The organism is Pseudolabrys sp. Root1462 (genome assembly GCF_001426945.1).
In the GTDB taxonomy this organism is placed as follows: Bacteria; Pseudomonadota; Alphaproteobacteria; order Rhizobiales; family Xanthobacteraceae; genus Pseudolabrys.
On record NZ_LMFS01000001.1, the window covers coordinates 576,035 to 600,231 of the forward strand.

General features: G+C 65.4%; 20 protein-coding genes. 8 read left to right on the forward strand and 12 right to left on the reverse strand.

The genetic code is table 11. The annotated features are described in order from the left end of the window. Positions 1–153 precede the first annotated feature (153 nt). Positions 154–693 carry a hypothetical protein gene (locus tag ASD45_RS02755; RefSeq protein ID WP_056910084.1) on the forward strand — a complete coding sequence of 180 codons (540 nt, stop codon included), beginning with the start codon at positions 154–156 and terminating at the stop codon, positions 691–693. Positions 694–778: 85 nt separating this feature from the next. On the opposite strand, the gene ASD45_RS02760 is transcribed toward ASD45_RS02755, so the two are convergent. From ASD45_RS02760 to ASD45_RS02770, 3 genes are read right to left on the reverse strand one after another with little or no spacing between them, the layout of a single operon-like run. Then, positions 779–3,004 (reverse strand): molybdopterin cofactor-binding domain-containing protein, encoded by a 2,226-nt coding sequence (locus tag ASD45_RS02760; protein WP_056910085.1) that lies wholly within the window; start codon positions 3,002–3,004, stop codon positions 779–781. Then, a complete protein-coding gene (locus ASD45_RS02765; protein WP_056910086.1) occupies positions 3,001–3,498 on the reverse strand; it encodes a (2Fe-2S)-binding protein in 498 nt (165 codons plus the stop codon). Before ASD45_RS02765 ends, ASD45_RS02760 begins: the two co-directional genes overlap by 4 nt. A 27-nt stretch (positions 3,499–3,525) precedes the next feature. Next, positions 3,526–4,854: a cytochrome c gene (locus ASD45_RS02770; protein ID WP_156380688.1), complete on the reverse strand. Its 1,329-nt coding sequence runs from the start codon at positions 4,852–4,854 to the stop codon at positions 3,526–3,528. Between the two features lie 128 nt (positions 4,855–4,982). Here ASD45_RS02770 and ASD45_RS02775 point away from each other — a divergent pair, with 128 nt between their 5' ends. Then, complete coding sequence (locus tag ASD45_RS02775) at positions 4,983–6,506, forward strand: hypothetical protein (RefSeq protein WP_244485180.1); 1,524 nt, start codon at positions 4,983–4,985, stop codon at positions 6,504–6,506. Between the two features lie 24 nt (positions 6,507–6,530). Here the strand turns inward: ASD45_RS02775 and ASD45_RS02780 are convergent, their stop codons facing one another. The 7 genes from ASD45_RS02780 to tsaA form a co-directional block, all read right to left on the reverse strand. Then, on the reverse strand, positions 6,531–6,839 hold the full coding sequence (locus ASD45_RS02780) for a glycine zipper domain-containing protein (protein WP_056910088.1): 309 nt from the start codon (positions 6,837–6,839) through the stop codon (positions 6,531–6,533). 177 nt (positions 6,840–7,016) lie between these two features. Further along, positions 7,017–8,678 carry a DUF4403 family protein gene (locus tag ASD45_RS02785; protein WP_082540606.1) on the reverse strand — a complete coding sequence of 554 codons (1,662 nt, stop codon included), beginning with the start codon at positions 8,676–8,678 and terminating at the stop codon, positions 7,017–7,019. Positions 8,679–8,787: 109 nt separating this feature from the next. Next, positions 8,788–10,341, reverse strand: coding sequence for a tripartite tricarboxylate transporter permease (locus ASD45_RS02790; RefSeq protein WP_056910089.1), 1,554 nt, complete (start codon positions 10,339–10,341; stop codon positions 8,788–8,790). Then, a complete protein-coding gene (locus ASD45_RS02795; protein WP_082540607.1) occupies positions 10,342–10,815 on the reverse strand; it encodes a tripartite tricarboxylate transporter TctB family protein in 474 nt (157 codons plus the stop codon). Positions 10,816–10,973: 158 nt separating this feature from the next. Then, complete coding sequence (locus ASD45_RS02800) at positions 10,974–11,894, reverse strand: 2-dehydropantoate 2-reductase (protein ID WP_056910090.1); 921 nt, start codon at positions 11,892–11,894, stop codon at positions 10,974–10,976. Between the two features lie 116 nt (positions 11,895–12,010). Continuing rightward, positions 12,011–12,844, reverse strand: a complete 834-nt coding sequence (locus ASD45_RS02805; RefSeq protein ID WP_082540915.1) for a L,D-transpeptidase — start codon at positions 12,842–12,844, stop codon at positions 12,011–12,013. A gap of 134 nt (positions 12,845–12,978) precedes the next feature. Continuing rightward, positions 12,979–13,479 carry a tRNA (N6-threonylcarbamoyladenosine(37)-N6)-methyltransferase TrmO gene (gene tsaA / locus ASD45_RS02810; protein ID WP_056910091.1) on the reverse strand — a complete coding sequence of 167 codons (501 nt, stop codon included), beginning with the start codon at positions 13,477–13,479 and terminating at the stop codon, positions 12,979–12,981. A gap of 250 nt (positions 13,480–13,729) precedes the next feature. On the opposite strand from tsaA, the gene ASD45_RS02815 reads away from it, so the two are divergent. The 4 genes from ASD45_RS02815 (at position 13,730) to ASD45_RS02830 (ending at position 19,700) form a co-directional block, all read left to right on the forward strand. Next, positions 13,730–14,737, forward strand: coding sequence for a metalloregulator ArsR/SmtB family transcription factor (locus ASD45_RS02815; RefSeq protein WP_056910092.1), 1,008 nt, complete (start codon positions 13,730–13,732; stop codon positions 14,735–14,737). Continuing rightward, positions 14,737–15,648 (forward strand): methylenetetrahydrofolate reductase [NAD(P)H], encoded by a 912-nt coding sequence (gene metF, locus ASD45_RS02820; protein WP_056910093.1) that lies wholly within the window; start codon positions 14,737–14,739, stop codon positions 15,646–15,648. The genes ASD45_RS02815 and metF overlap by 1 nt, the downstream gene beginning before the upstream one ends. Positions 15,649–15,665: 17 nt before the next feature. Beyond that, the gene (gene metH, locus ASD45_RS02825; protein ID WP_082540609.1) at positions 15,666–19,412 is read left to right on the forward strand and encodes a methionine synthase; all 3,747 of its coding nucleotides are present in this window, start codon (positions 15,666–15,668) and stop codon (positions 19,410–19,412) included. 69 nt (positions 19,413–19,481) lie between these two features. Next, positions 19,482–19,700 carry a hypothetical protein gene (locus tag ASD45_RS02830; protein WP_056910094.1) on the forward strand — a complete coding sequence of 73 codons (219 nt, stop codon included), beginning with the start codon at positions 19,482–19,484 and terminating at the stop codon, positions 19,698–19,700. 86 nt (positions 19,701–19,786) lie between these two features. Here ASD45_RS02830 and ASD45_RS23305 read toward each other — a convergent pair whose 3' ends face one another. Beyond that, positions 19,787–20,146: a hypothetical protein gene (locus tag ASD45_RS23305; protein ID WP_056910095.1), complete on the reverse strand. Its 360-nt coding sequence runs from the start codon at positions 20,144–20,146 to the stop codon at positions 19,787–19,789. A gap of 144 nt (positions 20,147–20,290) precedes the next feature. Here ASD45_RS23305 and ASD45_RS02840 point away from each other — a divergent pair, with 144 nt between their 5' ends. Continuing rightward, on the forward strand, positions 20,291–21,262 hold the full coding sequence (locus tag ASD45_RS02840) for a tripartite tricarboxylate transporter substrate binding protein (RefSeq protein WP_162249383.1): 972 nt from the start codon (positions 20,291–20,293) through the stop codon (positions 21,260–21,262). A gap of 225 nt (positions 21,263–21,487) precedes the next feature. Continuing rightward, the gene (locus tag ASD45_RS02845) at positions 21,488–22,999 is read left to right on the forward strand and encodes an extensin family protein (RefSeq protein WP_056910097.1); all 1,512 of its coding nucleotides are present in this window, start codon (positions 21,488–21,490) and stop codon (positions 22,997–22,999) included. 12 nt (positions 23,000–23,011) lie between these two features. On the opposite strand, the gene ASD45_RS02850 is transcribed toward ASD45_RS02845, so the two are convergent. After that, positions 23,012–24,187 carry an FAD-dependent monooxygenase gene (locus ASD45_RS02850; RefSeq protein WP_056910098.1) on the reverse strand — a complete coding sequence of 392 codons (1,176 nt, stop codon included), beginning with the start codon at positions 24,185–24,187 and terminating at the stop codon, positions 23,012–23,014. Positions 24,188–24,197 lie beyond the last annotated feature (10 nt).

Sequence of the window (24,197 nt, forward strand, 5' to 3'; positions counted from 1 at the left end):
AAGAAATTTGTTTCTGAGTGTTTCTGGAAGCGCTGCCGACACAGAGCGAAACAATACCGCTTTTCCCGGGAAAGTTCCCATTAACCGCGGACGGCGACCATCGGTGTCGACGAAGCGGCGCATCCGCGCCAGCAAAAACGCGAGGATCAAATCATGAGTGCGATTGCATCCGCGACCGCATCCCAATCGTACTCGCCGCTGGCGCGGCTGAAGGACGAACTGGCGTCGGAAGTCTCGGCCGGGACCGTCAACTCAGCCGATCAGTCGGCCTTGAGCAGCGCGCTCGACGATATCGATCAGGCGATGAAGGCCAACAAGCCGAGCGCCGGCTCGGCGCGGCCATCGCCGGACGAGATGCAGTCGAAGATCAGCGACCTGATCGACGGCGAGGTTTCCAGCGGCAAGCTGACCAGCGATCAGGCCGATGAATTGAAGAATGTGTTCGCCAGCGCGTTCAAGAAAGGCCCCGGCGGCGCCGGCGGTCCGCCCCCGGGCCCGCCTCCCGGCGGCGCGGCCGATGCGAGCGGCAGCACTTCTTCGTCATCGAGCTCATCGAGCGACGACATTTCGAAAATGCTGTCGGATTTCCTGCAAACGCTCAAGGACAACAACAGCAAGTCCTCGAGCTACGGTGCGAGTGGCGATTCCTTGGCGTCCCAGTTGCAGTCCCTGATCGTCGATTATCAGGCCTAAGCGGCTGCCCGAGTAGTCCTGTAAGCCACGCGTAGAACTGCCGCGGTGTTGCCCCAGCACCGCGGCAGTCTTTTTTTGCCGTCACTTACGTCGCCAGCGTGGCGCGGACGCGCTGCGGCGACAGCGGCAATTGCCGGATCCGCGTTCCGGTGGCGCGAGCGAAGGCGTTGCCGATGGCAGCCGACATGGGGCCCTGCGCGGCCTCGCCGGTCCCGAGGAACGGCGCATTCGGCCGGTTGACGATGTGCACCTCGACCGATTGCGGCAGCGACGGGAAACGCAGGATCGGATAACTCGACCAGTCGCGGCTGGTGATGCTGGTGCGGTCGAACGTCACTTCCTCGAGGATGGTCCAGCTCGACGACTGCACGATGGCGCCTTCGATCTGGTTGCGGATACCGTCCGGATTGACCGCCTGGCCGCTGTCCACGGCGGCGACGACGCGGCCGAGCTCTATGTTGCCGGTGGTGCGATCGGCGCGCAATTCAAGCGCGATGGCGCAATAAGCCGCGAGGTTCTTGTAGCGCGCGAAGGCGAAGCCGCGGCCCCAGCCGGCGGCCGGCTTGTCCTTGGTCCAGCCGAACGCGTCGGCGGCGCGTGACACTACCGCGCGGGCGCGCTCGTCTTCGAGATGCGCGAGGCGGAATGCGACCGGGTCGGCGCCAGCGGCGTCGGCCATCTCGTCCATGAAGCTCTCGGTCGTGAAGATGTTGTGATAGGCGCCGAGCCCGCGCAGCGCCGAGACGCGGATCGGCATTTGCGGAATGAAACGGCTGACGACGCGGGCATTTGGGATGGCATAGAGCGGAATGGCGTTGCGATCGCCGCCGCCTTCCGGCTGCGGGATCGGCATCGGCGGATCGGGCTGGAACGGCTGCGCCAGGTACTGCGCGGCGAGCAGATTGCCGGGACCGCCGGGCCGCATCGAATGCGTGTTGCTCCAGACGTCGTACTGCCAGGCGAGCAGCTTGCCCTGGCCGTCGATCGAGGCTTCGACCTGGGTCTGCATCGCCGGGCCGAACGGCTCCCAGCCGTGCTCGTCCTCGCGCATCCACTGCACGCGGATCGGCGTGCCAGGCATGGCGCGCGCGATCAGCGCCGCATCGCCGGCGACATCGTCGGCGGCGTTGTGGCCGTAGCAGCCGGAGCCTTCGGCATGAATGCAGCGTACCTTGTCGGACGGCAGCGACAGCATTTTCGCGATCGCGTTGCGCAGCGGATAGACTCCCTGCGAATGCGTCCATACCGTCATCATATCGTCTTGCCAGATCGCCAGCGCGCAGGATGGCCCGATCGAACCGTGCGACTGATAGGGACGCAGATAGGTTGCCTTCAGTCGCTTCACGCCCGGCTGCGCCGGATCGCCCTTGTCGAGGATCGTCTTGTCCTGTGACGGCAGAGCGGTGAGCGTCGAATAGATTTTCGCCTGCTCGGGCAGTTGCGGGCCGTCGCTCCATTGCGCATTCTGCGACAGCACGTTGAGCGCGTTGATGGCTTCGAACTCGCCGCGCGCCACGACCGCGACGAAGCTGCCGTCCTGCACGATGTTGACGACGCCGGGCATGCCGCGCGCCGCGTCCGCGCTGAGCGAAGCAAGGCGGGCGCCGTAATTCGCCGGCCGCAGCACGCGCGCATGCAGCATGCCGTCGGGTCGCATGTCCTGCACATACATCGGCGCGCCCGTGACCTTGCCGGGGATATCGACGCGCGGCAGGTTGCTGCCGATGACCTTGAGTTTGTCGGGCGGCGTCAGACGTGATGTCGGCTGCGCCGCCACATGCAGCGCCTGGCCGCTGGCGAGTTCGCCATAGCCGAGGCTGCGGCCGTCCTTGGCCGAGACTTTGCCGTCGCGCGCATCGAGTGTGCCGGCATCGATTGAGAGTTTGGCCGCGGCGAGCGACAGCATGATGTCGCGAACCTGAGCCGCGGCGTTACGAATGGCGGTGCCGGAGTCCTGCATCGAGTGGCTGCCGGCGGTGTAACCCTCGTCGGGCGTGCGGCCGGTGTCGGCGGTGATCAGATTGATCGCCGACGGCTGCACCGCCAGCTCCTCGGCGGCGCACTGGATGAACGCGGTCTTCACGCCCTGGCCGAGCTCGGCCTTGCCGGTGAAGACCGTGATCTTGCCCTGCGCGTCGATGCCGATCCAGGCGTCCAGCATCGGAGTCTTCGACAGGTCGCCCGGCAGCTTCGGCCCCGCGGGCGCTTCCTGCGCCAGGCCGTGGCGCATCAGTGCGAAGGAGACGATGACGGCGCCGCCGCCGGCAAGCAGCGCGCGCCGCGACAGAGGGGGAATGAAGGGCTTGGTCATCGTGCCGCTCCCGTCGTTGTGCCGGCATCGGCTGTCTTCATATCCTTGGCGGCGCGGTCGATGGCGCGGAGGATGCGCATCTGCGTGCCGCAGCGGCACAGATTGGTCTGCATGTGATCGCGGATCTCCGCCTGGGTCGGGCTCGCATTCTTCTCGAGCAGCGCCTGCGCGCGCATGATCATGCCGGGAATGCAGTAGCCGCACTGCGCCGCCTGCTCCTTGATGAAGGCCGCCTGCAGCGGCGACGGCTTGTCGGCAATGCCAAGGCCTTCGAGCGTGCGCACCCGGCGGCCGTCGAGCACCGAGATCGGCGTCAGGCAGGAGAACACCGGCTCGCGATCGACCAGCACGGTGCAGGCGCCGCATTGGCCGAGGCCGCAGCCGAACTTGGCGGCGTTGAGCTTGAGGTTGTCGCGCAGCACATAGAGCAGCGGCGTCGACGGATCGGCGTCGATCTGGTGACGCTCCGAATTGATGGTCAGAACGATGGTCATGGTCAGCGCTCCCTTCAGGAGGTCTCGTTACGAGTTCTTGCCGCGGCGGATCGCCTCGAGCGCCGTCCCCGTATCGTTCCACTTCGGCTTGCCGCTGAAGTGCTCGCGTACATAGTCGGCCAGCGCCACGATCTGCGGGTCGGTCAGCGTGCCGCTGAAGGCCGGCATGATGGCGCCGCGTTCGTTCGGCGCCGGATGAATGCCACCCAGCACGATCTGCAGCAGGTTGCGCGGGTCCGCGCCGTTCACCGCCGAGCTCAGGCCCAATGCCACCGGCCGCGAGATCGGCAACCGGCCGCCGTCGTGATGGCAGGTGGCGCAGGCGCCGGCGAAGATTGCGGCGCCGTCGAGCCCGGTCGTGCTGCTGCCGCCGCTGCCGGTGGTCTCCCTCCCGGGTATCGGCCATTGGCGCGACGTTGCGTTCTTAACCGCCTGCTCGGCTTTGGCGGCGGCATCCGGCGCGGCGACGCCGTTGAGCGAAGCGATATAGGTCGCCATGGCGCGGACGTCGCCTTCGTTGGCCTGTCGCAGATGCTCGACAACTTCCTGCATCGGGCCGGCGACGTGCCCGTGGGCGCGATCGAAGCCGCGGCGCAGATAATTGAACGCCGATTCCGCTGTCCATGGCGCCGGAGCGGGCGAGGCGGCGTTGAGCGCCGGGCCGATCCAGCCTTCGGCGATGCCGCCGGCGTATTTCTCGTCGCGCTTTTCGGCGCCGAGCGCGTTGCGCGGGCTATGGCAGGCGCTGCAATGACCGAAGGTCTCGGCGAGATAGGCACCGCGTTGCCATTCCGGACTCTGGCTCTTGTCGGGCACGAATTCGCCGTGTCGGAGGAACAGGAGTTTCCAGGCCGCAGCCGCGAGGCGGATATTGAGCGGGAAGGTGAGCTGCGGCGCCGGCACGTCGTGACGCACCGGCTCGCGCGTCATCAGGTAGGCATAGACCGCGTCGAGATCGGTATCGGTCGCGCCGGTGAAGTGATCGTAGGGAAACGCCGGATAGAGATGATGGCCTTCGCGATCAACGCCGTCGTGCATGGCGCGGCGGAACGCAGCCGGCGACCAGGTGCCGATGCCGGTGTCGCGGTCGGGCGTGATGTTGCTGCCGTAGATGACGCCGAAGGGCGTCTCGACCGGATAGCCGCCGGCAAAAGAGGGCGAATTCTTGGCGAGGTGGCAGACGGCGCAGGAGCCGATGGCGGCGAGGCTGGCGCCCTTGGCGACGACCGCCGGATCGTAGGCCGAGGCGTCGCGACGCGGTTCGGCCGGCAACTCATCGTGCCAGGCCCACGCCAAAAAACCGCCGCCGGCAAGGACGACGATAGCAAGAACGACAATCAATATACGGCGCAGCACGGCGATCCCCCGAACATAGCCGGATCGCCCCAGACCGGCTCCCGACAACTTGCTCCGGCCACCGGGGTTCCAGCTCGAGCTATGCCTTTGGCACAGCGCAGGAAACCATGTTTACGGACGGTTATGCCTTGACGGCCAGAATGGCGCGGTCCGGCGGCCGCCTCAGGCGCGCCGGTCCCGAGGAATTTGCCGTGGTCTATCCAGCCGCCGACGCCCAGAGTGCCGCGCCGATTTCGGCGCGCGTGCCGGCCGCCATCGCCTGGCCGATGGTGGTGACGATTCTGCTCTACGGGCTGCTGCTGACGCTGGGCACGCAGCTTCTGAACGACGCCGACACCTATTGGCAGATCGCGGTCGGCGACTGGATGATCGCCCATCGCGCCGTGCCGCATGTCGATGTCTATTCCTGGACCTTCGCCGGCGAGCCATGGATCTCCAGCCAGTGGCTGGCGCAAGTTGTATTCGCCGGGCTCTATCACGTGTTCGGCTGGAGCGGCGTGGTTGCAGCGAGCGCCTTCGCCATCGCCGGCGCGTTCGGGCTGCTGACTTATTATCTGATGCAGCGGCTCGCGCCGCTGCCGGCGCTGGTCATGGTGATGGCCGGCTTCGTGCTGGCGGCGCCGCATATGCTGGCGCGGCCGCATGCGCTCGCTCTGCCGGTGATGGTGATGTGGGCGGCCGGCCTGGTGCGCGCCGCCGACGACGAGCGCGTGCCGTCATACTGGCTGCTGCCGCTGATCGCGCTGTGGGCCAACCTGCATGGCGGTTTTACCTTCGGCATCTTTCTCATCGCCCCTGTCGCGCTCGAGGCCCTGATCAATGCGCCGGCGCCGGATCGGCTGCGCGTCGCGCTGCGCTGGGCGCTGTTCGGCATCGCGGCGCTGGCCGCTGCCTGCGTGACGCCTTACGGGCCGGAATCGATCCTGGTGACGCGGCGCATTCTCGGCCTCGGCCCGGCGCTGGCGTTGATCGGCGAATGGCAGCCCGAGAGCTTCACAAAATTCGGCAGCCTTGAACTGGTGCTGCTCGGCGCCATCGGCTTCATGCTCTATCGCCGCGTGACACTGCCGCCGGTGCGTATCCTCGTCGTGCTCGGGCTCGTGCACATGGCGCTCAGCCAGTCGCGCAATGGCGAGATGCTCGGACTGATTGCGCCGTTGTTCGCCGCCGGGCCGCTGGCGGCGCAATTCGGTAGCCGCGATAGCGAAGCCAAAGGCTTCGCGTTGCCGCTGCTGGCGGGGTTTGGCGTGGTGGCGTTGCTCGCGACCCTGGTGCTGCCGCCGCTGCTGCGCTACGAGCCGCGCGCGTTGGTGACGCCGACGGCGGCGACCGCGGCGGTGAAGGCGTCGGGCAAGACGCATCTGCTCAATTCATACGATTTCGGCGGCTATCTGATCGCGCAGGGCGTCCGGCCGTATATCGATGGCCGCACCGAACTCTACGGCGCCGACTTCTTCCTGCACTACGACGCGGCGGTGAATCTCAAGGACGTCGCGGTGTTCGAGCGGTTGCTCAACGACCGCAAGATCGACGTTACAATGCTGGCGCCCGGCACACCGGCGATCGGCCTGCTCGATCGCACGCCGGGCTGGACCCGCGCCTATGCCGACGGCATCGCCGTCGTGCATGTCAGGACGGACGAGGCGCGCTGACGCCTCTTCCCGGCGCTCCGCTGTTCAGTAGCAGTAGTCCCGCGACACGCGGTGATAACTGCCATCACGATGCTTGCGCCAGCAGCGGCCCTCGTACCAGTAGTAACGGCCGCGGGGCTCCATCTGCGAACCAATCGCGGCGCCGGCAGCGGCGCCGATGATGCCGCCGGCGACAGCGCCGCCTGCCTTACCGGTCGCAGCCCCGCCGATCACCGCCCCGACACCGCCGCCGATGATCGCACCGCCGAGGGTATTGCTCTGCGCTGCCGCCTGCCGCACTGGCACCAAAGCGAGCAACGTCAAGACAGTCAAAACGCCAACCTTACGAATCATGGATTTAGCCCTCCGTAACCCCATCCGCGGAGGTTTGTAGAGCATATTCAGGCCGCCGATCAAATAAACAAAAAGCTCCGCCATTGCGGGTTCGAATCATTGACGAGGTTGCGCTGCACTGCTGCGGCCGGTGTTTGACGCTCTTCTCGCGCTCGGCACAAAAGACAGTGTGCGCTCTCACAACCTCGGCAATTGCGTCACCGAAACCTTCGCCGTGCCTTCGGCCTCGGCGATGACCCGGAGCACGTTAGAGTCGAAGGCGATGCCGTTGAGCCGCAGTGTGTTGACCGCTGTCTCGACGGTTACGCCATTGCCGGCCTGGCGGAAGTCGGCCATGGCGGCGCCGATTTTTTTCTTGGCGTCGTCGAGGAACGGCGTCAGGTCGATGACCGCGTTGTCGGCGATCGCCTGGGTCAGATAAGGCATCGCCGCGCGCGCGGTAGTGCCTAGCAGACCGAAGGCGGCTTCCGACTCCACCGCCAGCGACACGTCGGTCAGCCGCAGCACCTGCGTCTGCGGATCGAGCTTCGGGCGCCCCCAGATCGCGACATCGGCCTGCGCGCCGAAACCGAACCAGCTCTTGCGCTCGTGCGCCTTGACGCGCAGCGAGATCAACAGGCGATCGTCGGACGCGGCGAGGCTGGCTTTCAGCACCTCGACCTCGACCGGCGCGTTCTTGTCGTCGGGGAAACGCTTGCCCTTGAGCTGGGCGTCGATCAGCTTGTTGAGATCCTTGAACGGCACGTCGATCGGCACGCCGACGACCAGCTTGCCGTTTTCCATCGGCGGCACGAGCTCGAGCGCTTGCGGGAAGGGGCAGGCGGGTTTGGTCGCCTGCGGCGTGATGCGCGTCTCGGCCATCACGCCAATGGCTAGCGTCATGTTCCTGGCGTCGATCTGCGGCTGCGCCGCGGCGGCGCGCACCGGCTTCATCTCCAGAAACAGCTCGGGCAGGCCGGTATCGCCGCCGCCGAGCGGAATGGAGCGGCACATCTTGGTCCATTGCGCGCGCGCGGCTTGCTCGATCATCGGATCGTTGCGGATACGGCTTTCGAGCGCCGCGACCTGCTGGTTGACCTGCTGTTCGATGAGGGGCTTGGCTTCGCCCGCCATGTTGATCTTGATGCCGGCAATGTTCACTGCGGTGTCGGCGAGCGTCACCTGCGCCGCCAGGTTCGGCTGCAGCCGCCAGTTGGCGGCGAAGTTGGGGCGCGAGCGCACGACGACCTGGCTGCGCAGTTCGATGTTCTGGTCGAGCGTCTTGCCCGCGAGGCCGCCGATTGCCTTGTTGAGATCGTTGCCGAGGCCCGAACCGCCGAGCAGGCCGCCCAGCGCGCCGGCAATGCCGCCGGCGGTGCCGCCGACGATATTGCCGGCCACGGCGCCGAGCTGGCCGGCGACATGGAGCGTGCCGGTGAGCGGCGTGATCACGGTCAATTCGTTGTCGCGGCCATTCACCGCGATGTTGCCGCGGTTGATGTTGAGGCCGAGATCGGCGTTCTGCAGTACGCCGGACAGGCTCTGGTTCGACCTCTGGCTGAAATTGCGCGGCGTCGACGCTTCGATGGCATTCTGTATGGCGCCGATCGAGACCGCCACCGGCGCGATGACGTAAGATTGCCGCGACATCGGCGGCAAGGGCGGCAGCGGCGTGAGCTTGGCAGCGACGCGGCTTGCCTCATTGGCGGGAAAGAAGCGATCGAGCGCCCACAATGTGGCGGCGAAGAACAGCGCGATGATGACGACGGCGCCGACGATCAGGCGGAAGCGGTGCGAGCGTCCGAACAGCCGCAGCGGCGAGGTGATGATGTAGAAGATGGCGTCTAAAAACGCACCCATCGGCCGGCTCCCTGACGATTCGGAACTTGGCCGATGGTAAGCCGCGGAGCCGGCCTTCGCCAGCGCCTGCGGCTAATTGCGCGCCGGCGCGACCGGCACGCGCATTTTGTCAGGGCTCGGCGGGCGCGACCTTGTCGATCGCGGCGTCGAGTGCCTTTTCATCCGCCAGCATCTTCGGTTTGCGCAGACGAAGATAGACCTGCATCACGATCAGCAGCACCGACACCGAGATGAAGGCGAGGCTGATCGGATGCTTGAGGAACACCAGAATGTCGCCGCGCGAGATCAGCATGGCGCGACGGAAGTTCTCCTCGAAGCGCGGCCCGAGCACGAAGCCGAGCAGGATCGGCGCTGGATGGAAATCGAGCAGCAGCAGGATATAGCCGACGAGGCCGATGACCACGGTCTCGCCGACCTGGAACATGTCGTTGTTCGCCGAGTAGACACCGATGCACGCGAAGAACAGCGCGCTCGGATAGAGATACTTGTACGGGATCGCCAGCAGCTTCACCCAGATGCCGATCATCGGCACGTTGAGCAGCACAAGCATGATATTGCCGATCCAGAACGACGCCACGAGGCCCCAGAAGATATCCGGATGCTCGCGGATCAATTGCGGGCCGGGAATGATGCCCTGGATGAGCAGCGCGCCGAGAATCAGCGCCATCACCGCGTCGCCCGGAATGCCGAGGCTCATGGTCGGGATGAAGTCGCCCTGCACCGAGGAGTGCGTCGCGGCTTCGGGTGAGGCGACGCCTTCGATCATGCCGGTGCCGAACTTCTCCGGCGTCTTGGAGATCTTCTTTTCCGTCGCGTAGGCAATGAACGAGGCGATGGTCGGTCCGGTGCCCGGGATCAGTGAACACAGACTGCCGACCAAGGTGCCGCGGAACATCGCCGGCCACGAACGGCGCAGTTCGTCGCGCGTCGGCTTCAGATCGGAGAGCCGGACCTTCGTATATTTGGTCTCGACGACGTTGATCTGATTGACGCTCTTCATGAACTCGGCGATGCCGAACAGGCCTAGCGCCAGCGCGACGATCTCGACGCCGTCATAGAGATTGGGAATGCCGAAGGTAAAGCGCGGCGAGCCGGTGTCGATATCGGAACCGATGATGCCGATGAGCAGCCCGAGCAGCGTCATGGCGACGCCCTTGAGCGGCGAGCCGCGCGCCAGTGTCGAGCCGGCGAGCAGACCGAGCAGCATCAGCGAGCAGATTTCCGCGGGGCCGAATTCCAGCGCCACTTTCACCAGGATCGGCGACAGAAAGATCATCTCGGTGATGCCCCACGACGCGCCGACGAACGAACTGATCACCGTGACGCCGAGCGCGGCACCGCCGCGGCCCTGTTTCGTCAATGGGAAGCCGTCGAGGCAGGTCACCGCATGCGGCGGATGGCAGGGCAGGTTGAGCAGGATCGAACAGATCGCGCCGCCGTACTGCGCGCCGTAGAACACGCCGGCGAGCATCAGAATGGCGCCGACCGGCTTGATGCCGAAGGTCAGCGGCAACAGGATCGAGATGGTAGCCAGGGGGCCCATGCCCGGCAGCACGCCGACCATGTTGCCGATTAGGACGCCGACGAAGCACCACATGACATTGTGGGGCTCGAGCGCGACGCCGAAACCGTACCAGAGATCCGTGAGCGCGGTTGAGATCATCTAGTAGCCCCACTTGAAGATTGGGAAGGCCAGCTTCAGCACGTAGGCGAACAGCAGGCAGCCGAATACGGTGACGATCGCGGCGAGGATCGCCGAGCTCTTGACCGTCGCGGTGCGGTCGCCGAGCGCCGACACGAAGACGCAGCCGAAGGTGCCGGCCGCCATGCCGAGATATTGTCCCAGGAAGATGAAGAGCAGGGGGCCGGCGAGAATGCAGGCCCAGCCGCGCCACTCGCGCTGCTCGGGAAGGATCGTCTCGGCAGGATCGTGCTCGGTGACGAGCGCGGTGCCGAGGATCAGCAGGCCGACGAAGGTCAGCGCGATGCCCAGCATCATCGGAAACATGCCCGGGCCCATCTGGGTCAGGCTGCCGAGGTTGTAATTATTGTAGGCGTTGAGGGCGACCGCGACGCCGAGCAGCACGATGAGGCCGCCTGCGTAGAAGTCGCGTTTTTTCAATTGCTCAGCGAACAAGGTCGAAATCCCTCCCTGCGGCGTGCTGTCGCGCGGCGCGCCGCCGCACCCTATGGACCCGGGGCGGTGGAGGTAAAGGGGGAATCTCGCGAACGTGCGATTTTTTGGCTGTAGAGCGGGGCAGGCGAGCGCCAGATGGGGCCCTGTTCGCGACGGCGTCACCGCCCCATGCGGTGCAACTTCAGAACGCGATAGACGGTGTCGCTCGCAGGGGTAGGCACGCCGAGTTCGCGGCTCAGCGCCCGCACCTTGCCGGCCAGCCAATCCAGTTCCAGGCGGTTGCCGCGCTCAAGGTCATGCGCCATCGACGCCTTCATGCCCGGCTCGACCTTGCTCTGCACCGCGGCCATGCGCTCGTCGATGAAGGCGTGATCGAGGGTGACGCCCTTGGCGCGGCCGACGGCGAAGGCTTCCTCCATCAGTTGCCGGAAGAAGTCGCGCAATTCGTCGTCGGCGATGATCGGGCCGATCGACGAGCGGAAGGTCGCGGTGGAGCCCGACATCGCTGTGAGGAAGATGAACTTCTCCCAGCGCTCGCGCTCGATGTCGGCGGCGAGCGTGATGTCGAGCTTGGCCGCGGTGCCGTCGGCGACGAAGCGATCGAGCGTGGCGTCCGGCTTCCTGTCGGCGCGGCCGAATACCATTTTGGCGAAGGCGCTGGTGTGCTTGATGACACCGGGCGCCGCGATCGTCGTCGCGATATAGGTAGTGCCGCCGACGGTGCGGTCGGCGCCGAGGATCGGGGCGATGCGCTCGACGCTGTCGACGCCGTTCTGCAAGGTGATGACGCGCGTTCCGTCCCCGACCATCGGCCTGGTGAGTTCGGCGGCCGCTTCGGTGTCCCACAGCTTGACGGCAAACAGCACGACATCGACCGGTCCGACGCTGCGCGGATCGTCGGTGACGTTCGGCTTCGGCAGATGCAGATCGCCGTGCACGCTCTCGATCTTGAGGCCATTGGCCTTGATGGCGGCGAGATTGCTGCCACGAGCAATAAAGAAGACATCGTGACCGGCAGCCGCCATTCGCGCGCCGAAATATCCGCCGACGGCACCTGCCGCCATTGCTGCAATACGCATGAGAACTCCCGCGAACCTTCACTCCCGGCCTGCTATAGCACGCGGTCACAAAAAAATGCCCGGCCAAACCGTGAAGGTCTGCCGGGCAGTTTTGGAGGTTCAGTCCGTAGAAATCGTTAGTAGAGGCCGCGGGGGCGGATCGAGGCCCAGTTGCGTGCAGCGGGCACCGGATCGGCCGAAGCGTAAGACGACGCGGCTTCGTCGGAGATTTGCATGACCGACTGAGCGGGCGCGCGGGTCTTGGCGCGAGCCTCGGTGGTCTGCGGCAGCACGATCACCTTGGCGCCGACCGACACGCGGCTATAGAGATCGATGACGTCTTCATTGGTGAGACGGATGCAGCCCGACGACACGTCCTTGCCGATGGTGGTCGGATCGTTGGTGCCGTGAATGCGATATTCGGTGCCGCCGATATACATGGCGCGGGCGCCGAGCGGATTGCCGGGGCCGCCGGCGGTCATGCGCGGCAGATAAGGCTGGCGCGCGATCATCTCGGTCGGCGGATACCAATCCGGCCACTCGGCCTTGCGGGCGACCTGCTTGACGCCGGACCAGGTGAAGCCTTCGCGGCCGACACCGATGCCGTAGCGCATGGCCTTGCCGTTGCCGAGCACATAATAAAGGAACGTGTTCGGGGTATCGACAATCACGGTGCCCGGCGCCTCGCGGGTCGGATAATCGACCACCTGGCGCTGCAGGCGCGGATCGAGCTGAGCGTCTTCATTGCCGATCTGGCTGTCGTACTGCCCGTCTTCGTTCTGCATATGACCCTGATAGGAGCCCTGCGGTGCATATTGCTGCTGCGGCGCGGTCTGCATCGGCGGCGCATAATATACGCGCGACTGCTCCGGCTGCGGGCCTTGCAACGACTGCGCCTGCGCGGCGCCCGTCAGGGCGAAGCCGGCGATCAGCGCAGCGAGCGAAATGGCGGTGTTGCGATTGTTAAGCATCTTACCCTCGACCACGAAGTGTCGTGACATCCGTGTATCGAACGGCGTGGGTAGGGCCTATGTTCCCAATCACAATTCGCTCAATTTTTGGAGCGTGAGGGAACCAATTGAAATTGTGCCTTTTTTCAGCGTCGTCACTTGCGGTGATGCCAGCCGACAACGGCATCCGGCGCGCTGTCGGTTGAAGCGAAATAAGGTTTGATATCGAGAAGCGGCGTGCCGTCGAGACAATCGAGACCGACGACGGTGAGACGGTTGGCATCGACGTCGTAGAGTTTGACGACGCTCATCGCGATCGGATTCGGTCGCGCCGGTGAGCGCAGGGCAAAGGTGCCGCGCTGGACGCCGTATTGACCCGGCACCTGACGGACCAGGTTTCGCGGCGACTTGTCCATCCAGTAGAGCAGCACGAGGTGGGTGCAGGTCTCGACCTCCTTCAGCGCCGGTGCCCACTTGGGATCGACCTCGACGGTGCAGACGGCGTCGGATTCGCGGGCGTTCTTCGGGCACTGCTTGCGCTCAGTCCACGGCGTGTGGATGCGGCCGATGAAGTAGAGCCCGGCATCGAATTTGGCCGGGAGCTCGACGGCGACCTCGCCCTCGCGGGGGCCAAATTCGGGGGATGATGGGGGCATGGCAATCTCCGTCCTGCCCGGGCTTGGCTCAGGCCTCCATGAGAGGCGCAGGTAGCGAAGGCCGTCGGAACGCCTTTTACCGGGCCATTCACCATGGATTGCCTGAACAAGTCCGGCAACGGCAGCGAGCATAGGGCAGGCCGGGAAGGCGGGCACCACCCTTGCTACCCCCTTGTTAAAGGTATAAAGATATCCTTATATGGTGGGACCGCGCCCATACGGGCGCCTTTTGGCCTTAGGCCCGAGACGGATGACCGAGGACCGCGTCCAGCTGGGTTTCGATGCGCTCAACGCCACTCTGAAAGCGGCGGGGGAGGAGACGCGCCTGCGCGTCCTGGCGCTGCTGGCCGAGGCCGAACTGACCGTCACCGATCTCACCGATATCCTGCGCCAGTCGCAGCCCCGCATCTCCCGGCACCTCAAGCTGCTGGTCGAAGCCGGGCTGATCGAACGCTTCCGCGAAGGCACCTGGGCCTTTTTCCGCCTCGCCGAACATGGCGGCGCCGCCGAAGTGGCGCGCGCCCTGCTCGACCATCTCAACCCGCGCGACCAGACCATCGCCCGCGACCGCGAGCGCCTGACGTCGGTGCGGACCGCGCGCGCCGCCGCGGCGCAAGCCTATTTCCGCGAGCACGCCGCCGACTGGGATCGCATCCGCAAGCTGCACGTCGCCGACGAAGCGGTCGAAGCCGCGATCATCAAGGCGCTGGCCGACAAGCCGTTCCGCTCGCTGCTCGATCTCGGCACCGGCACCGGCCGTATGCTTGAACTGTTCGGCCCTGACATCGAGCGCGGCCTCGGCCTCGATCTGTCGCTCGACATGCTGCTGCTGGCGCGCGACCGGCTCGAGCGCGCGGGCCTCAAGAATTGCAGCGTGCGTCAGGGCGATCTCTACGACCTGCCGATCGCCAACGATTCCTTTGACGTCATCATTCTGCACCAGGTGCTGCACTTCCTCGATGACGGCGGCCGCGCCATCAAGGAAGCCGCGCGCGTGCTCCGCCCCGGTGGGCGGCTGCTGGTCGTCGACTTCGCGCCGCATGAACAGGAATTCCTGCGCGAGCAGTTCGCGCATCGACGTCTCGGCTTCGCGCCGGAGACGGTGACGCAGTGGATGATGCAATCCGGCCTCGAGCCGGTGTTGCAACGGAGCCTCAAGCCCGAGCCTGGCTCGGAAGGCAAGATCGCGGTTTCGCTGTGGCTCGCGCGCGATGTGCGCGCGCTGATGGCGCAGCCCGCAAGACGAGAGGTCGCGTGATGATCAGTGCGTTGCGTCCCAGCCGGTTCATGCCGCCCGGCCATAACCGCATCGATGTCTCATTCGAATTCTTCCCGCCCAAGGACGAGGCGATGGAGAAGACGTTGTGGGAATCGATCACGCGGCTGGCGCCGCTGGCGCCGCAATTCGTCTCGGTCACCTACGGCGCGGGCGGCTCGACGCGCGAGCGCACCCACGCGACCGTCAAGCGCATTCTGGCCGAAACGGCGCTGACGCCGGCTGCCCATCTGACTTGCGTCGCCGCGACCCGCGAAGAGATCGACAGCATCGTTCGCAACTATCACGACGCCGGCGTGCGCCATATCGTGGCGCTGCGCGGCGATCCGATCTCCGGCGCCGGCGACAAGTACACGCCGCATCCGGGCGGGTATGAAAACGCCGCCGATCTCGTCGCCGGCATCAAGCGCATCGCCCCGGATATCGAAGTTTCGGTGTCGGCCTATCCGGAGCGGCATCCCGATTCACCGACCGTCGAAGCCGATATCGACATGCTCAAGCGTAAGGTCGATGCCGGCGCGACGCGGGCGATGACGCAGTTCTTCTTCGAGAACGATCTCTACTTCCGTTATCTCGACCGGGTGCGTGCCCGCGGCATCGATATTCCGATCGTGCCGGGCATCCTGCCGGTGCAGAACTTCGGCGCGGCGCGCAACTTCGCAACCCGCGCGGGCGCCACCGTGCCGGCCTGGCTCGCCGAGCGCTTCGCCGGGCTCGACCACGATCCGGCGACGCGCAAGCTCATCGCCGCCGCGGTCGCCGCGGAACAGGCCATCGACCTTCTGGATCGCGGTGTCACCACGTTCCACTTCTACACCATGAACCGCGCCGATCTCGTTTACGCGATCTGCCACCTGCTGGGGCTGCGGCCGCAGGTGCAACAGGCTGCCTGAAGTCCGGAGTTCCTGACGTGACAGAGTCGAAGCCCACCACCCGCGAATTGCTTACCGCCGCGATGCGCGAGCGCATTCTTGTGCTCGACGGCGCCATGGGCACTATGATCCAGGAACTGAAGCTGGATGAGCAGGGCTATCGCGGCTCGCGCTTCGACGCCTGGAATCGCGAGGTGCGCGGCAACAACGATCTGCTCAACCTGTCGCGGCCGCGCGCCATCCGCGACATCCATTACAAGTACTTCAAGGCCGGTGCCGATATCGTCTCGACCAATACCTTCTCCTCGACCACGATCGCCCAGGCCGATTACGGCATGGAAGGCATCGCCTACGAGCTCAACCTCACTGGCGCGCGCCTGGCGCGCGAAGCGGCGAATGATGCCGAGGCCGAAGACGGCGTAAGGCGCTTCGTCGCCGGTGCGCTGGGGCCGACCAACCGCACGGCGTCGATTTCGCCGGACGTCTCGAACCCCGGCTACCGCGCCATCACTTTCGACCAGTTGCGTGCGGCCTATGGCGAGCAGGTGCGCGGTCTGCTTGACGGCGGCGCCGACCTGCTGCTGATCGAAACCATTTTCGACACGCTCAACGCCAAGGCGGCGATCTACGCCATTGAGGAAATCACGGCCGAACGCGGCATCGACGTCCCGGTCATGATCTCCGGCACCATCACCGACATGTCGGGCCGTCTGTTGTCGGGCCAGACGCCGGCCGCGTTCTGGAATGCGGTAGCGCACGCCCGGCCGGTGACCATCGGGCTCAACTGCGCGCTCGGCGCCAAGGAAATGCGCGCGCATATCGAGGAGATCGGCCGCGTCGCCGACAGCTTTGTCTGCGCCTATCCGAATGCCGGCTTGCCCAACGAGTTCGGCTATTACGACGAAAGCCCGGAATTCATGGCCGAGCTGATCGGCGAATTCGCCAGCGCGGGTCTCGTCAATGTCGTCGGCGGCTGCTGCGGCACGACGCCGGATCACATTTCGGCGATCGCCAAGGCGGTCGCGCCGCACAAGCCGCGCGCAATCCCCGAGATTACGCCGCATCTGCGCCTGTCGGGGCTCGAGCCGTTCACGCTGACCCCGGAAATTCCGTTCGTGAATGTCGGCGAGCGCACCAACGTCACCGGCTCGGCAAAGTTCAGGAAGCTCGTTACCGCCGGCGACTACACCGCGGCGCTGGCGATCGCGCGCGACCAGGTCGAGAACGGCGCGCAGATCATCGACGTCAACATGGACGAAGGCCTTCTCGATTCCGACGAAGCGATGAAGACCTTCCTCAACCTCATCGCCGCCGAGCCGGATATCGCTCGCGTGCCGGTGATGGTCGATTCATCGAAGTTCTCGGTGATCGAGACCGGCCTCAAGTGCCTGCAGGGCAAGGCGGTGGTGAACTCGATCTCGATGAAAGAGGGCGAAGAGTCCTTCATCGAGCATGCCAGGATCGTGCGCCGCCACGGCGCCGCCGTCGTCGTCATGGCATTCGACGAAAAAGGGCAGGCCGACACCTTTGCGCGCAAGACGGAAATCTGCGCCCGCGCCTACGACATTCTGGTCAACAAGGTCGGCTTTCCGCCGCAAGACATCATCTTCGACCCCAACATCTTCGCCATCGCCACCGGCATGGAGGAGCACAACAATTACGGCGTCGACTTCATCGAGGCGACGCGCTGGATCCGGCAGAACCTGCCGGGCGTCCATATCTCCGGCGGCGTGTCGAACCTGTCTTTCTCGTTCCGCGGCAACGAGCGCGTGCGCGAGGCGATGCACTCGGTGTTCCTGTATCACGCCATCAAGGCCGGCATGGACATGGGCATCGTCAATGCCGGGCAGATGGCGGTCTATGACGATCTCGATCCGGAATTGCGCGAGGCTTGCGAGGATGTGGTCCTCAACAAGCGCTCCGACGCGTCCGAGCGTCTGCTGGCGCTGGCCGACAAATTCCGGGGCGCCGGGCAAGAAGCCAAGCAGGTCGATCTCAAATGGCGCGACCAGCCGGTCGAGAAGCGGCTGGCGCATGCGCTGGTGCACGGCATCACCGATTTCGTCGAGACCGATACCGAGGAAGCGCGCGCCGCGGCGAAGCGCCCGCTCGACGTCATCGAAGGCCCGCTGATGGACGGCATGAACATCGTCGGCGACCTGTTCGGTTCCGGCAAGATGTTCCTGCCGCAGGTGGTGAAGTCGGCGCGCGTGATGAAGCAGGCGGTCGCTTACCTGATGCCGTTCATGGACAAGGAAAAGGAAGAACGCCGTGCCGCCGGCGGCGCCGAGGAGCGCTCGTCCAACGGCAAGATCGTCATGGCGACGGTGAAGGGCGACGTCCACGACATCGGCAAGAACATCGTCGGCGTCGTGCTCCAGTGCAACAATTACGAAGTCATCGACCTCGGCGTCATGGTGCCGGCGGCGAAGATTCTCGAGACCGCCAAGGCGGAGAAGGCCGACATCATCGGCTTGTCGGGGCTCATCACGCCGTCCCTCGACGAGATGTGCCATGTCGCGGCCGAGATGGAGCGCCAGGGCCTCGATTTGCCGCTGCTGATCGGCGGCGCGACCACGAGCCGCGTCCACACCGCGGTCAAGATCCACCCGAACTACCGGCGCGGTCAGGCGGTGTACGTCAACGACGCCAGCCGCGCCGTCGGCGTGGCGCAGGCGCTGATGTCGTCCGACAACAAGGCCGGCTACGTCTCCGATCTGCGTGCCGAGTATCGCAAGATCGCCGACGCCCATGCGCGCGCGCAGGAAGACAAGGCGCGGCTGCCGCTGGCCGCGGCGCGCGCCAATGCGCCGAAGTTCGACTGGTCGGGCGCCTATCAGCCGCCGAAGCCGAGCTTCCTCGGCACGCAGGTCATGGCCGACTATCCGGTGTCGGATCTGGTCAGCGTCATCGACTGGACGCCGTTCTTCCAGACCTGGGAACTGTCGGGGCGTTACCCGGCCATTCTCGAGGACGACAAGGTCGGCGAGGCCGCGCGTTCGCTGCACAAGGACGCCAAGGCGATGCTGGAGAAGATCGTCGCCGAGAAGTGGTTCAAGGCGTCTTGCGCCTTCGGCTTCTGGCCGGCCAATTCGGTCGGCGACGACATCCATGTCTATGCCGACGAGAACCGCGGGCAACCGGTGCACGTGCTGCACGGCCTGCGCCAGCAACTGTCGAAGCGCGAGGGCCGCTTCAACAACTCGATCTCCGACTTCGTGGCGCCGCGCGACTCCGGCCTCAAGGATTACGTGGGCGCCTTCGCGGTCACCGCCGGCATCGGCGAGGAGGTCATCGCCGAGCGTTTCAAGCGCGCCAATGACGATTACTCGGCGATCATGGTGTCGGCTTTGGCCGACCGCTTGGCCGAGGCCTTTGCCGAGCGGCTGCACCAGAACGTGCGCAAGGAGTTCTGGGGCTACGCGCCGAACGAGTCGCTGCCGAACGAGGATCTCATCCTCGAAAAGTACCAGGGTATTCGGCCGGCGCCGGGCTATCCGGCGCAGCCCGATCACACCGAGAAGGGCACGTTGTTCAACCTGCTGCAGGCCGAACGCATCGGCATCAAGCTGACCGAGAGCTACGCGATGTGGCCGGGCGCCGCGGTGTGCGGTCTCTACTTCAGCCATCCGCAGTCGAGCTATTTCGGCGTCGGCAAGATCGAACGCGATCAGGTTGAGGATTACGCGGCACGCAAGGGCTGGTCGGTCGAGGAGACCGAGCGGTGGTTGGCTCCGGTGCTCAACTACAACCCCAATGCTGCACCCAATATCGCGGCGGCGTGAGACGAATTCTATACCGAATTTACGCGTTCGAAATTCCCGCAGCCATAAGGTGCGTGCGGGGACGACAGAATGCTGTTTTGTGCGTATGGCTCGATTGAACGCCAGCCGGATGGCCGCTGGCTGTGCCGACAGACGACGACGGTCACCGGGCCTTACGGGCCGGTCGATGTGAAAGCCGGCCAGGTGTTCATGCCGAATTCGTCGTTCGCCGGGTTCGATGATTTCACCGATCATCTGCAGAAGGTCGCGACGCTCGTTTCATCGAAGCCGCCGCATGAATGGGGCTGACGCCCACGCGCCTCGTCATAAAAAACACCGGAGAGAGCGCTCTCTCCGGTGTCGGTTGTTGGGGTGATGGCGTTACGTCCTGTTTCCTAGAAAGCTCCCAGCAGAACAGCGCCAACAAAAGCGAATACGGCGCACACAGCCAGGACGTTCAAGCGGAGAGCAAGGTTCACAAGCGCCTCCCTGGTTGTTTGACCGGAATCTATCAGGCCAATTGTGACATCCGAAGGATGTTGCGCTGCGAAAAAGCAAAAACGAAATAAAACGTCATGCGTTGCCGTCATGTCCGCGGCAAGCGTCTGAAACCGCGTCGCAAATGCGACCGCTGCCGAACCTTTCGGCAATGACGAGTGCAGTTCGCCCGCGCAATTGCCGACAAAGCAGCCGGTTTCGTCGCGTTGCACGTGGGCGCGAATGCTCCGTGCCCGCCCGAACTGCAAAAAATGCATGGGCGCATTCGCCCCGGCGGGCCGCGCAACCGGCACTTGACGCTGGCGAGAGGACTGACATACCGAGCAATCACCGCCGTTCGGCGTCAGGCCGTCGCTCGAATGGACGCGATCAAATCATACAATGCCGGCCTGGGAGGTTTCATGCGGTTCTTTCGAACGCTTGCCGTTGCCTTGCTCGTCGTCGGCGCCGCCGCGCTGTCGGTCCTTCAATCGCAAGCCGCTGACTGGCCAAGCCGGACGGTGCGCTTCATCATTCCGCTCGGACCGGGATCCGGCGCCGACATCACCGCGCGCATCCTCGCCGACAAGCTGCAGACCAAGTGGGGCCAGTCCGTCGTGGTCGAGAACCGCCCGGGCGGCGACGCCATGATCGCGATGAACGCCGTCATCGCCGCCAACGACGATCACGTGTTGCTGTTCGCGCCGGCCTCGACTTTCACCGCCCATCCGCTGCTGCACGACAAACTGCCTTATCAGCGCGATGCGCTGGTGCCGGTCGCCCGCGTCACCAATACGCTGATCGCGCTCGGCGTGCCGGCCGACCTCGGCGTTTCCTCGATCAAGGAACTGGTGGCGAAGATCAAGGCCGAGCCGGGCAAACTGAACTACGCCTCGGTCACCGGCGCGAACGACCTGTTGTTCGCCGCCTTCCTCAAGACCGAGAAGCTCGAGATGACGAAGGTGCCGTACAAGGATCCGGTCAGCGCGATCAATGACGTCGCGGAAGGCCGCATCCAGGCTTTCGTCGGCGCCTACGCGATCATGCGGCCGCGTGTGCAGCAGGGCAAAGTGAAGGTCATCGCGTTGACCAATGTGGACCACGCCAAGTCGCTGGACGACATCCCGACCGCGGCCGAAGCCGGCTATAAGTCGCTCGAACTCGACGGCCTTGTCGGCGTTCTCGGACCGAAGTCGGTCGCGCCCGACGTGCGCAAGAAGATCGCGAGCGACATTCGCGGCATCCTCGACGATCCGGCGATCAACGCCAAGCTGGTCGCCACCGGGCAGGTGGTCAATCCCGGCTCGCCTGACGAGTTCGCCGCGGCGCTCAAGGATCAGACCGACAAGGTCGCGGACATCGGCAAGATCCTCGGAATCAAGGCCGCCGAGTAGCGCAGGCGGTTTGTCGAAGACGCGTCACACATTTTGATCACCGGGCATGGCTCGTCGAAGACGGGCGTGAATGTCCGGTGATCGATGATGAGTGGCCCGATTTTCACTCGTGCCGATAACGTCGAAGCGCAGCGGCAAACGCTTTTAACGGTTCCTTAGCCTTACCGCTTTCCTGCGGGAACGCATTGAAGTCTCGTTAAAGATAACCGCCGCAATTTACCGGCCATGAAAGCCGGACCGCGTTTTTTCCTTGGCTGTGGCTTTGCTGTGCTGCTGGCGCTCGCCGGCTGCGGCCGCAGTTCGTTGTGGCAAGGCGAGCGCGCGGCCTGGCGCGGCGAAGCCGAAGCGCAATGCATGCAGTCGGGCGCCGTGAAGCTGAGTTCCGGCGTCGTGCGCATCGCGCCGATCGAAGGGCCGGGCGTCTGCGGCGCCGATTTCCCGTTGAAGGTCGCCGCGCTCGGCGACAGCGATACGGCGACCGGCTACGCCGACGCGCCGCCGCGGCCGCCGGGCGGCGTCGGCCGCGGCGCCATGCCGGACTGGTCGAATACGACCTCGCGTGCGCCGGTGACGAATTCGAATTACGCGCCGTCGCAAAGCGGCGAACAGATGCGCTGGATGCAGGGGCCGCCACCGGTCAATGCGCCGCAGAGCGGGGCGCCGCAATCAATCGCGCCGCCATCGGCCGCGCCCCAGGTGGGCGCGCCGCAGACCTATCAGCCGGCCTACAACGCCCCGCCCAGCTACGAGCCGCAATCGCGCGCGCCCGCTGGCGGTGCGCCGATGTCGATCTATCCGCCCGGCGTCAATTCGCCGCCGGCGGACGATGTCCCCGATGATGCCGAATTGCCGGATGGCGAGCCGATGCGGCAGCAGCCTGCGTATAATCGGCAGCCGTCGCGCAATCAGGCGACGTACAGTCCGCCGCCGCTCGGGCCGTCGCGCGGTTCGCGCTTCGATGCGCCGATCCGCACCGGCTCGATTGCTCCGGCGACGCTGACGCCGGCTGCGACCTTGTCCTGTCCGATCGTCTCGGCGCTCGATCGCTGGGTCAGCGGCGGCGTGCAGCCTGCGGCCTTACATTGGTTTGGTTCGCCGGTGGTGGAGATCAAGCAGATCTCGGCCTATTCCTGCCGCGGCATGGTCGGTGCGGGCACCAGCCATATCTCGGAACATGCCTTCGGCAACGCCCTCGACATCGCCGCTTTCGTGCTCGCCGACGGCCGCAAGGTGTCGGTGCAGACCGGTTGGCGCGGCTCGCCGGAAGAGCAGGGCTTCCTGCACGACGTGCAGCTTTATGCCTGCGAGACCTTCAACACCGTGCTGGCGCCCGGCTACAACGCCGCGCACTACAATCACATCCATGTCGATCTGATGCGGCGGGCCTCGGGCCGCAAGCCGTGCCGGCCGAACGCCATCCCCGGCGAGGTGGTCGCCGCCAAGGCGCGCGCCGTCTATGCCGCAAGACACGGCGGCAAGGACTACACCGGCTCGATCGGTGGCAGCGACAAGGACAAGCTGAAGAAGCTTATTGACGCGATCCCGGGTGCGGACGGCTACTATGAGGATGACGCCGAGGACGTTACCGGCTCGATCGGCGGCAAGGAGAAGGTGGTCATCCCGATGAATGACGACGATCCCGAGGAGGTCGCCAGGAGCGGCAAGAAGCCTCGGGGCTGGCCGGTCGTCATCAAGTCGCGTGCGGCCGCGACCACCAAGAACCCGGCCGACTTCTGACCCGGCGCCCGCTCACCGGTAGCCGGCGAGCACGCTGCGCGCGCCGAACATCCGCATGCCGTATTTCATCAGCGCCTTGCTGAACAAGAGCCGGATCGTCAGCCGCCGCAGCCACGGCCACGACGACGGTTGCGGCACGAACAGGCTGGCGTAGCGCGCCGACTGGCGGCGCTTGGCATCGACATGCGGCTTGAGCACCGCCTGATAAGCGGCAAAGGCGCGCGCGTGGTCCGGTTGGCGCTTGAGTTCGCGCGCCAGCACATAGCCGCCGGCCATCGCCATGTGCGAGCCCTGTCCGGCGAGCAAGGTCAGGCAGCCGCAGGCATCGCCGATCAGCGCGACCCGGCCGCGGTGCCACTGCGGCATCTCGATCTGCGTGGCGCTGTCGAAATAGATCGCGGCGCCGCCGTCATAGGCGTCGGCGACATCCTGCGCGATCCACTGCGCGCCCGCGACCTGTTGGCGCAGGAAGGCGAGGTGATCGGTACGGCGGAGGTCGATTTCGCCGTGGCGCAGGATGTAGGTCGCGTCGATGCGCTCGCGGTCCAGCGGATAGAACATCGCCATGCGGTCCGGCTCTTCGTAGATCTTGACCGTGTCGGTGATCGGGAAGCCGCTACGCGGCATATGGAAGGCGACGACGTAGAGACCGAGAAAGCGCGCGAATTGCGGCTCCGCGCCGAACACGAGTTCGCGCACCCGCGAATGCACGCCGTCGGCGCCGATCACGACTGCGACGTGCTCGCGCCCGCCGCCGTTGAACATGACCGTGACACCGTCGGCGTCTTCGCTCAGGCTTTCGATTAAGGTTGCGTAGCGGATGTCGACCTTGGCGCGGCGGGCCTCGTCGAGCAGGATGCGTTCGAGATCGGGCCGCCGCAAATAGGTGTAGCGGTTGTCGAGCGCCTCGCGCAGCCGATCGACCGGCGCGCGGCAATAGGGCGTGCCGGTGCGATCGACGAAAGCGAGCCACTCGATCGGGTAACGGATCTGGCGCAGCGCTTCGGTCAGTCCCATGCGCTCGGCGACGTCCCAGCCGGTGCCGAAGAAGTCCATCATGTAGCCTTCGGCGCGCGGGCCCGGCTCCTTCTCGACGACGATGGGGGTGAAGCCGTGGCGCTTGAGCTCGATAGCGCAGGTGAGACCGGCGATTCCGCCGCCGGAAATGAGCACGCGGGTGCGGTTCATGGTGCAGGCT

Excerpts from the sequence above, each read along its gene's own strand:
- ASD45_RS02785 (WP_082540606.1), bottom strand. The coding sequence starts at position 8,678 with ATGGGTGCGTTTTTAGACGCCATCTTCTACATCATCACCTCGCCGCTG.
- ASD45_RS02845 (WP_056910097.1), top strand. The coding sequence starts at position 21,488 with ATGAAAGCCGGACCGCGTTTTTTCCTTGGCTGTGGCTTTGCTGTGCTG.
- metF (WP_056910093.1), top strand. The coding sequence starts at position 14,737 with ATGATCAGTGCGTTGCGTCCCAGCCGGTTCATGCCGCCCGGCCATAAC.
- ASD45_RS02830 (WP_056910094.1), top strand. The coding sequence starts at position 19,482 with ATGCTGTTTTGTGCGTATGGCTCGATTGAACGCCAGCCGGATGGCCGC.
- ASD45_RS02760 (WP_056910085.1), bottom strand. The coding sequence starts at position 3,004 with ATGACCAAGCCCTTCATTCCCCCTCTGTCGCGGCGCGCGCTGCTTGCC.
- ASD45_RS02790 (WP_056910089.1), bottom strand. The coding sequence starts at position 10,341 with ATGATCTCAACCGCGCTCACGGATCTCTGGTACGGTTTCGGCGTCGCG.
- ASD45_RS23305 (WP_056910095.1), bottom strand. The coding sequence starts at position 20,146 with ATGCATTTTTTGCAGTTCGGGCGGGCACGGAGCATTCGCGCCCACGTG.
- ASD45_RS02815 (WP_056910092.1), top strand. The coding sequence starts at position 13,730 with ATGACCGAGGACCGCGTCCAGCTGGGTTTCGATGCGCTCAACGCCACT.
- tsaA (WP_056910091.1), bottom strand. The coding sequence starts at position 13,479 with ATGCCCCCATCATCCCCCGAATTTGGCCCCCGCGAGGGCGAGGTCGCC.
- ASD45_RS02805 (WP_082540915.1), bottom strand. The coding sequence starts at position 12,844 with ATGCTTAACAATCGCAACACCGCCATTTCGCTCGCTGCGCTGATCGCC.
- ASD45_RS02800 (WP_056910090.1), bottom strand. The coding sequence starts at position 11,894 with ATGCGTATTGCAGCAATGGCGGCAGGTGCCGTCGGCGGATATTTCGGC.
- ASD45_RS02765 (WP_056910086.1), bottom strand. The coding sequence starts at position 3,498 with ATGACCATCGTTCTGACCATCAATTCGGAGCGTCACCAGATCGACGCC.
- ASD45_RS02780 (WP_056910088.1), bottom strand. The coding sequence starts at position 6,839 with ATGATTCGTAAGGTTGGCGTTTTGACTGTCTTGACGTTGCTCGCTTTG.
- ASD45_RS02755 (WP_056910084.1), top strand. The coding sequence starts at position 154 with ATGAGTGCGATTGCATCCGCGACCGCATCCCAATCGTACTCGCCGCTG.
- ASD45_RS02850 (WP_056910098.1), bottom strand. The coding sequence starts at position 24,187 with ATGAACCGCACCCGCGTGCTCATTTCCGGCGGCGGAATCGCCGGTCTC.
- ASD45_RS02840 (WP_162249383.1), top strand. The coding sequence starts at position 20,291 with ATGCGGTTCTTTCGAACGCTTGCCGTTGCCTTGCTCGTCGTCGGCGCC.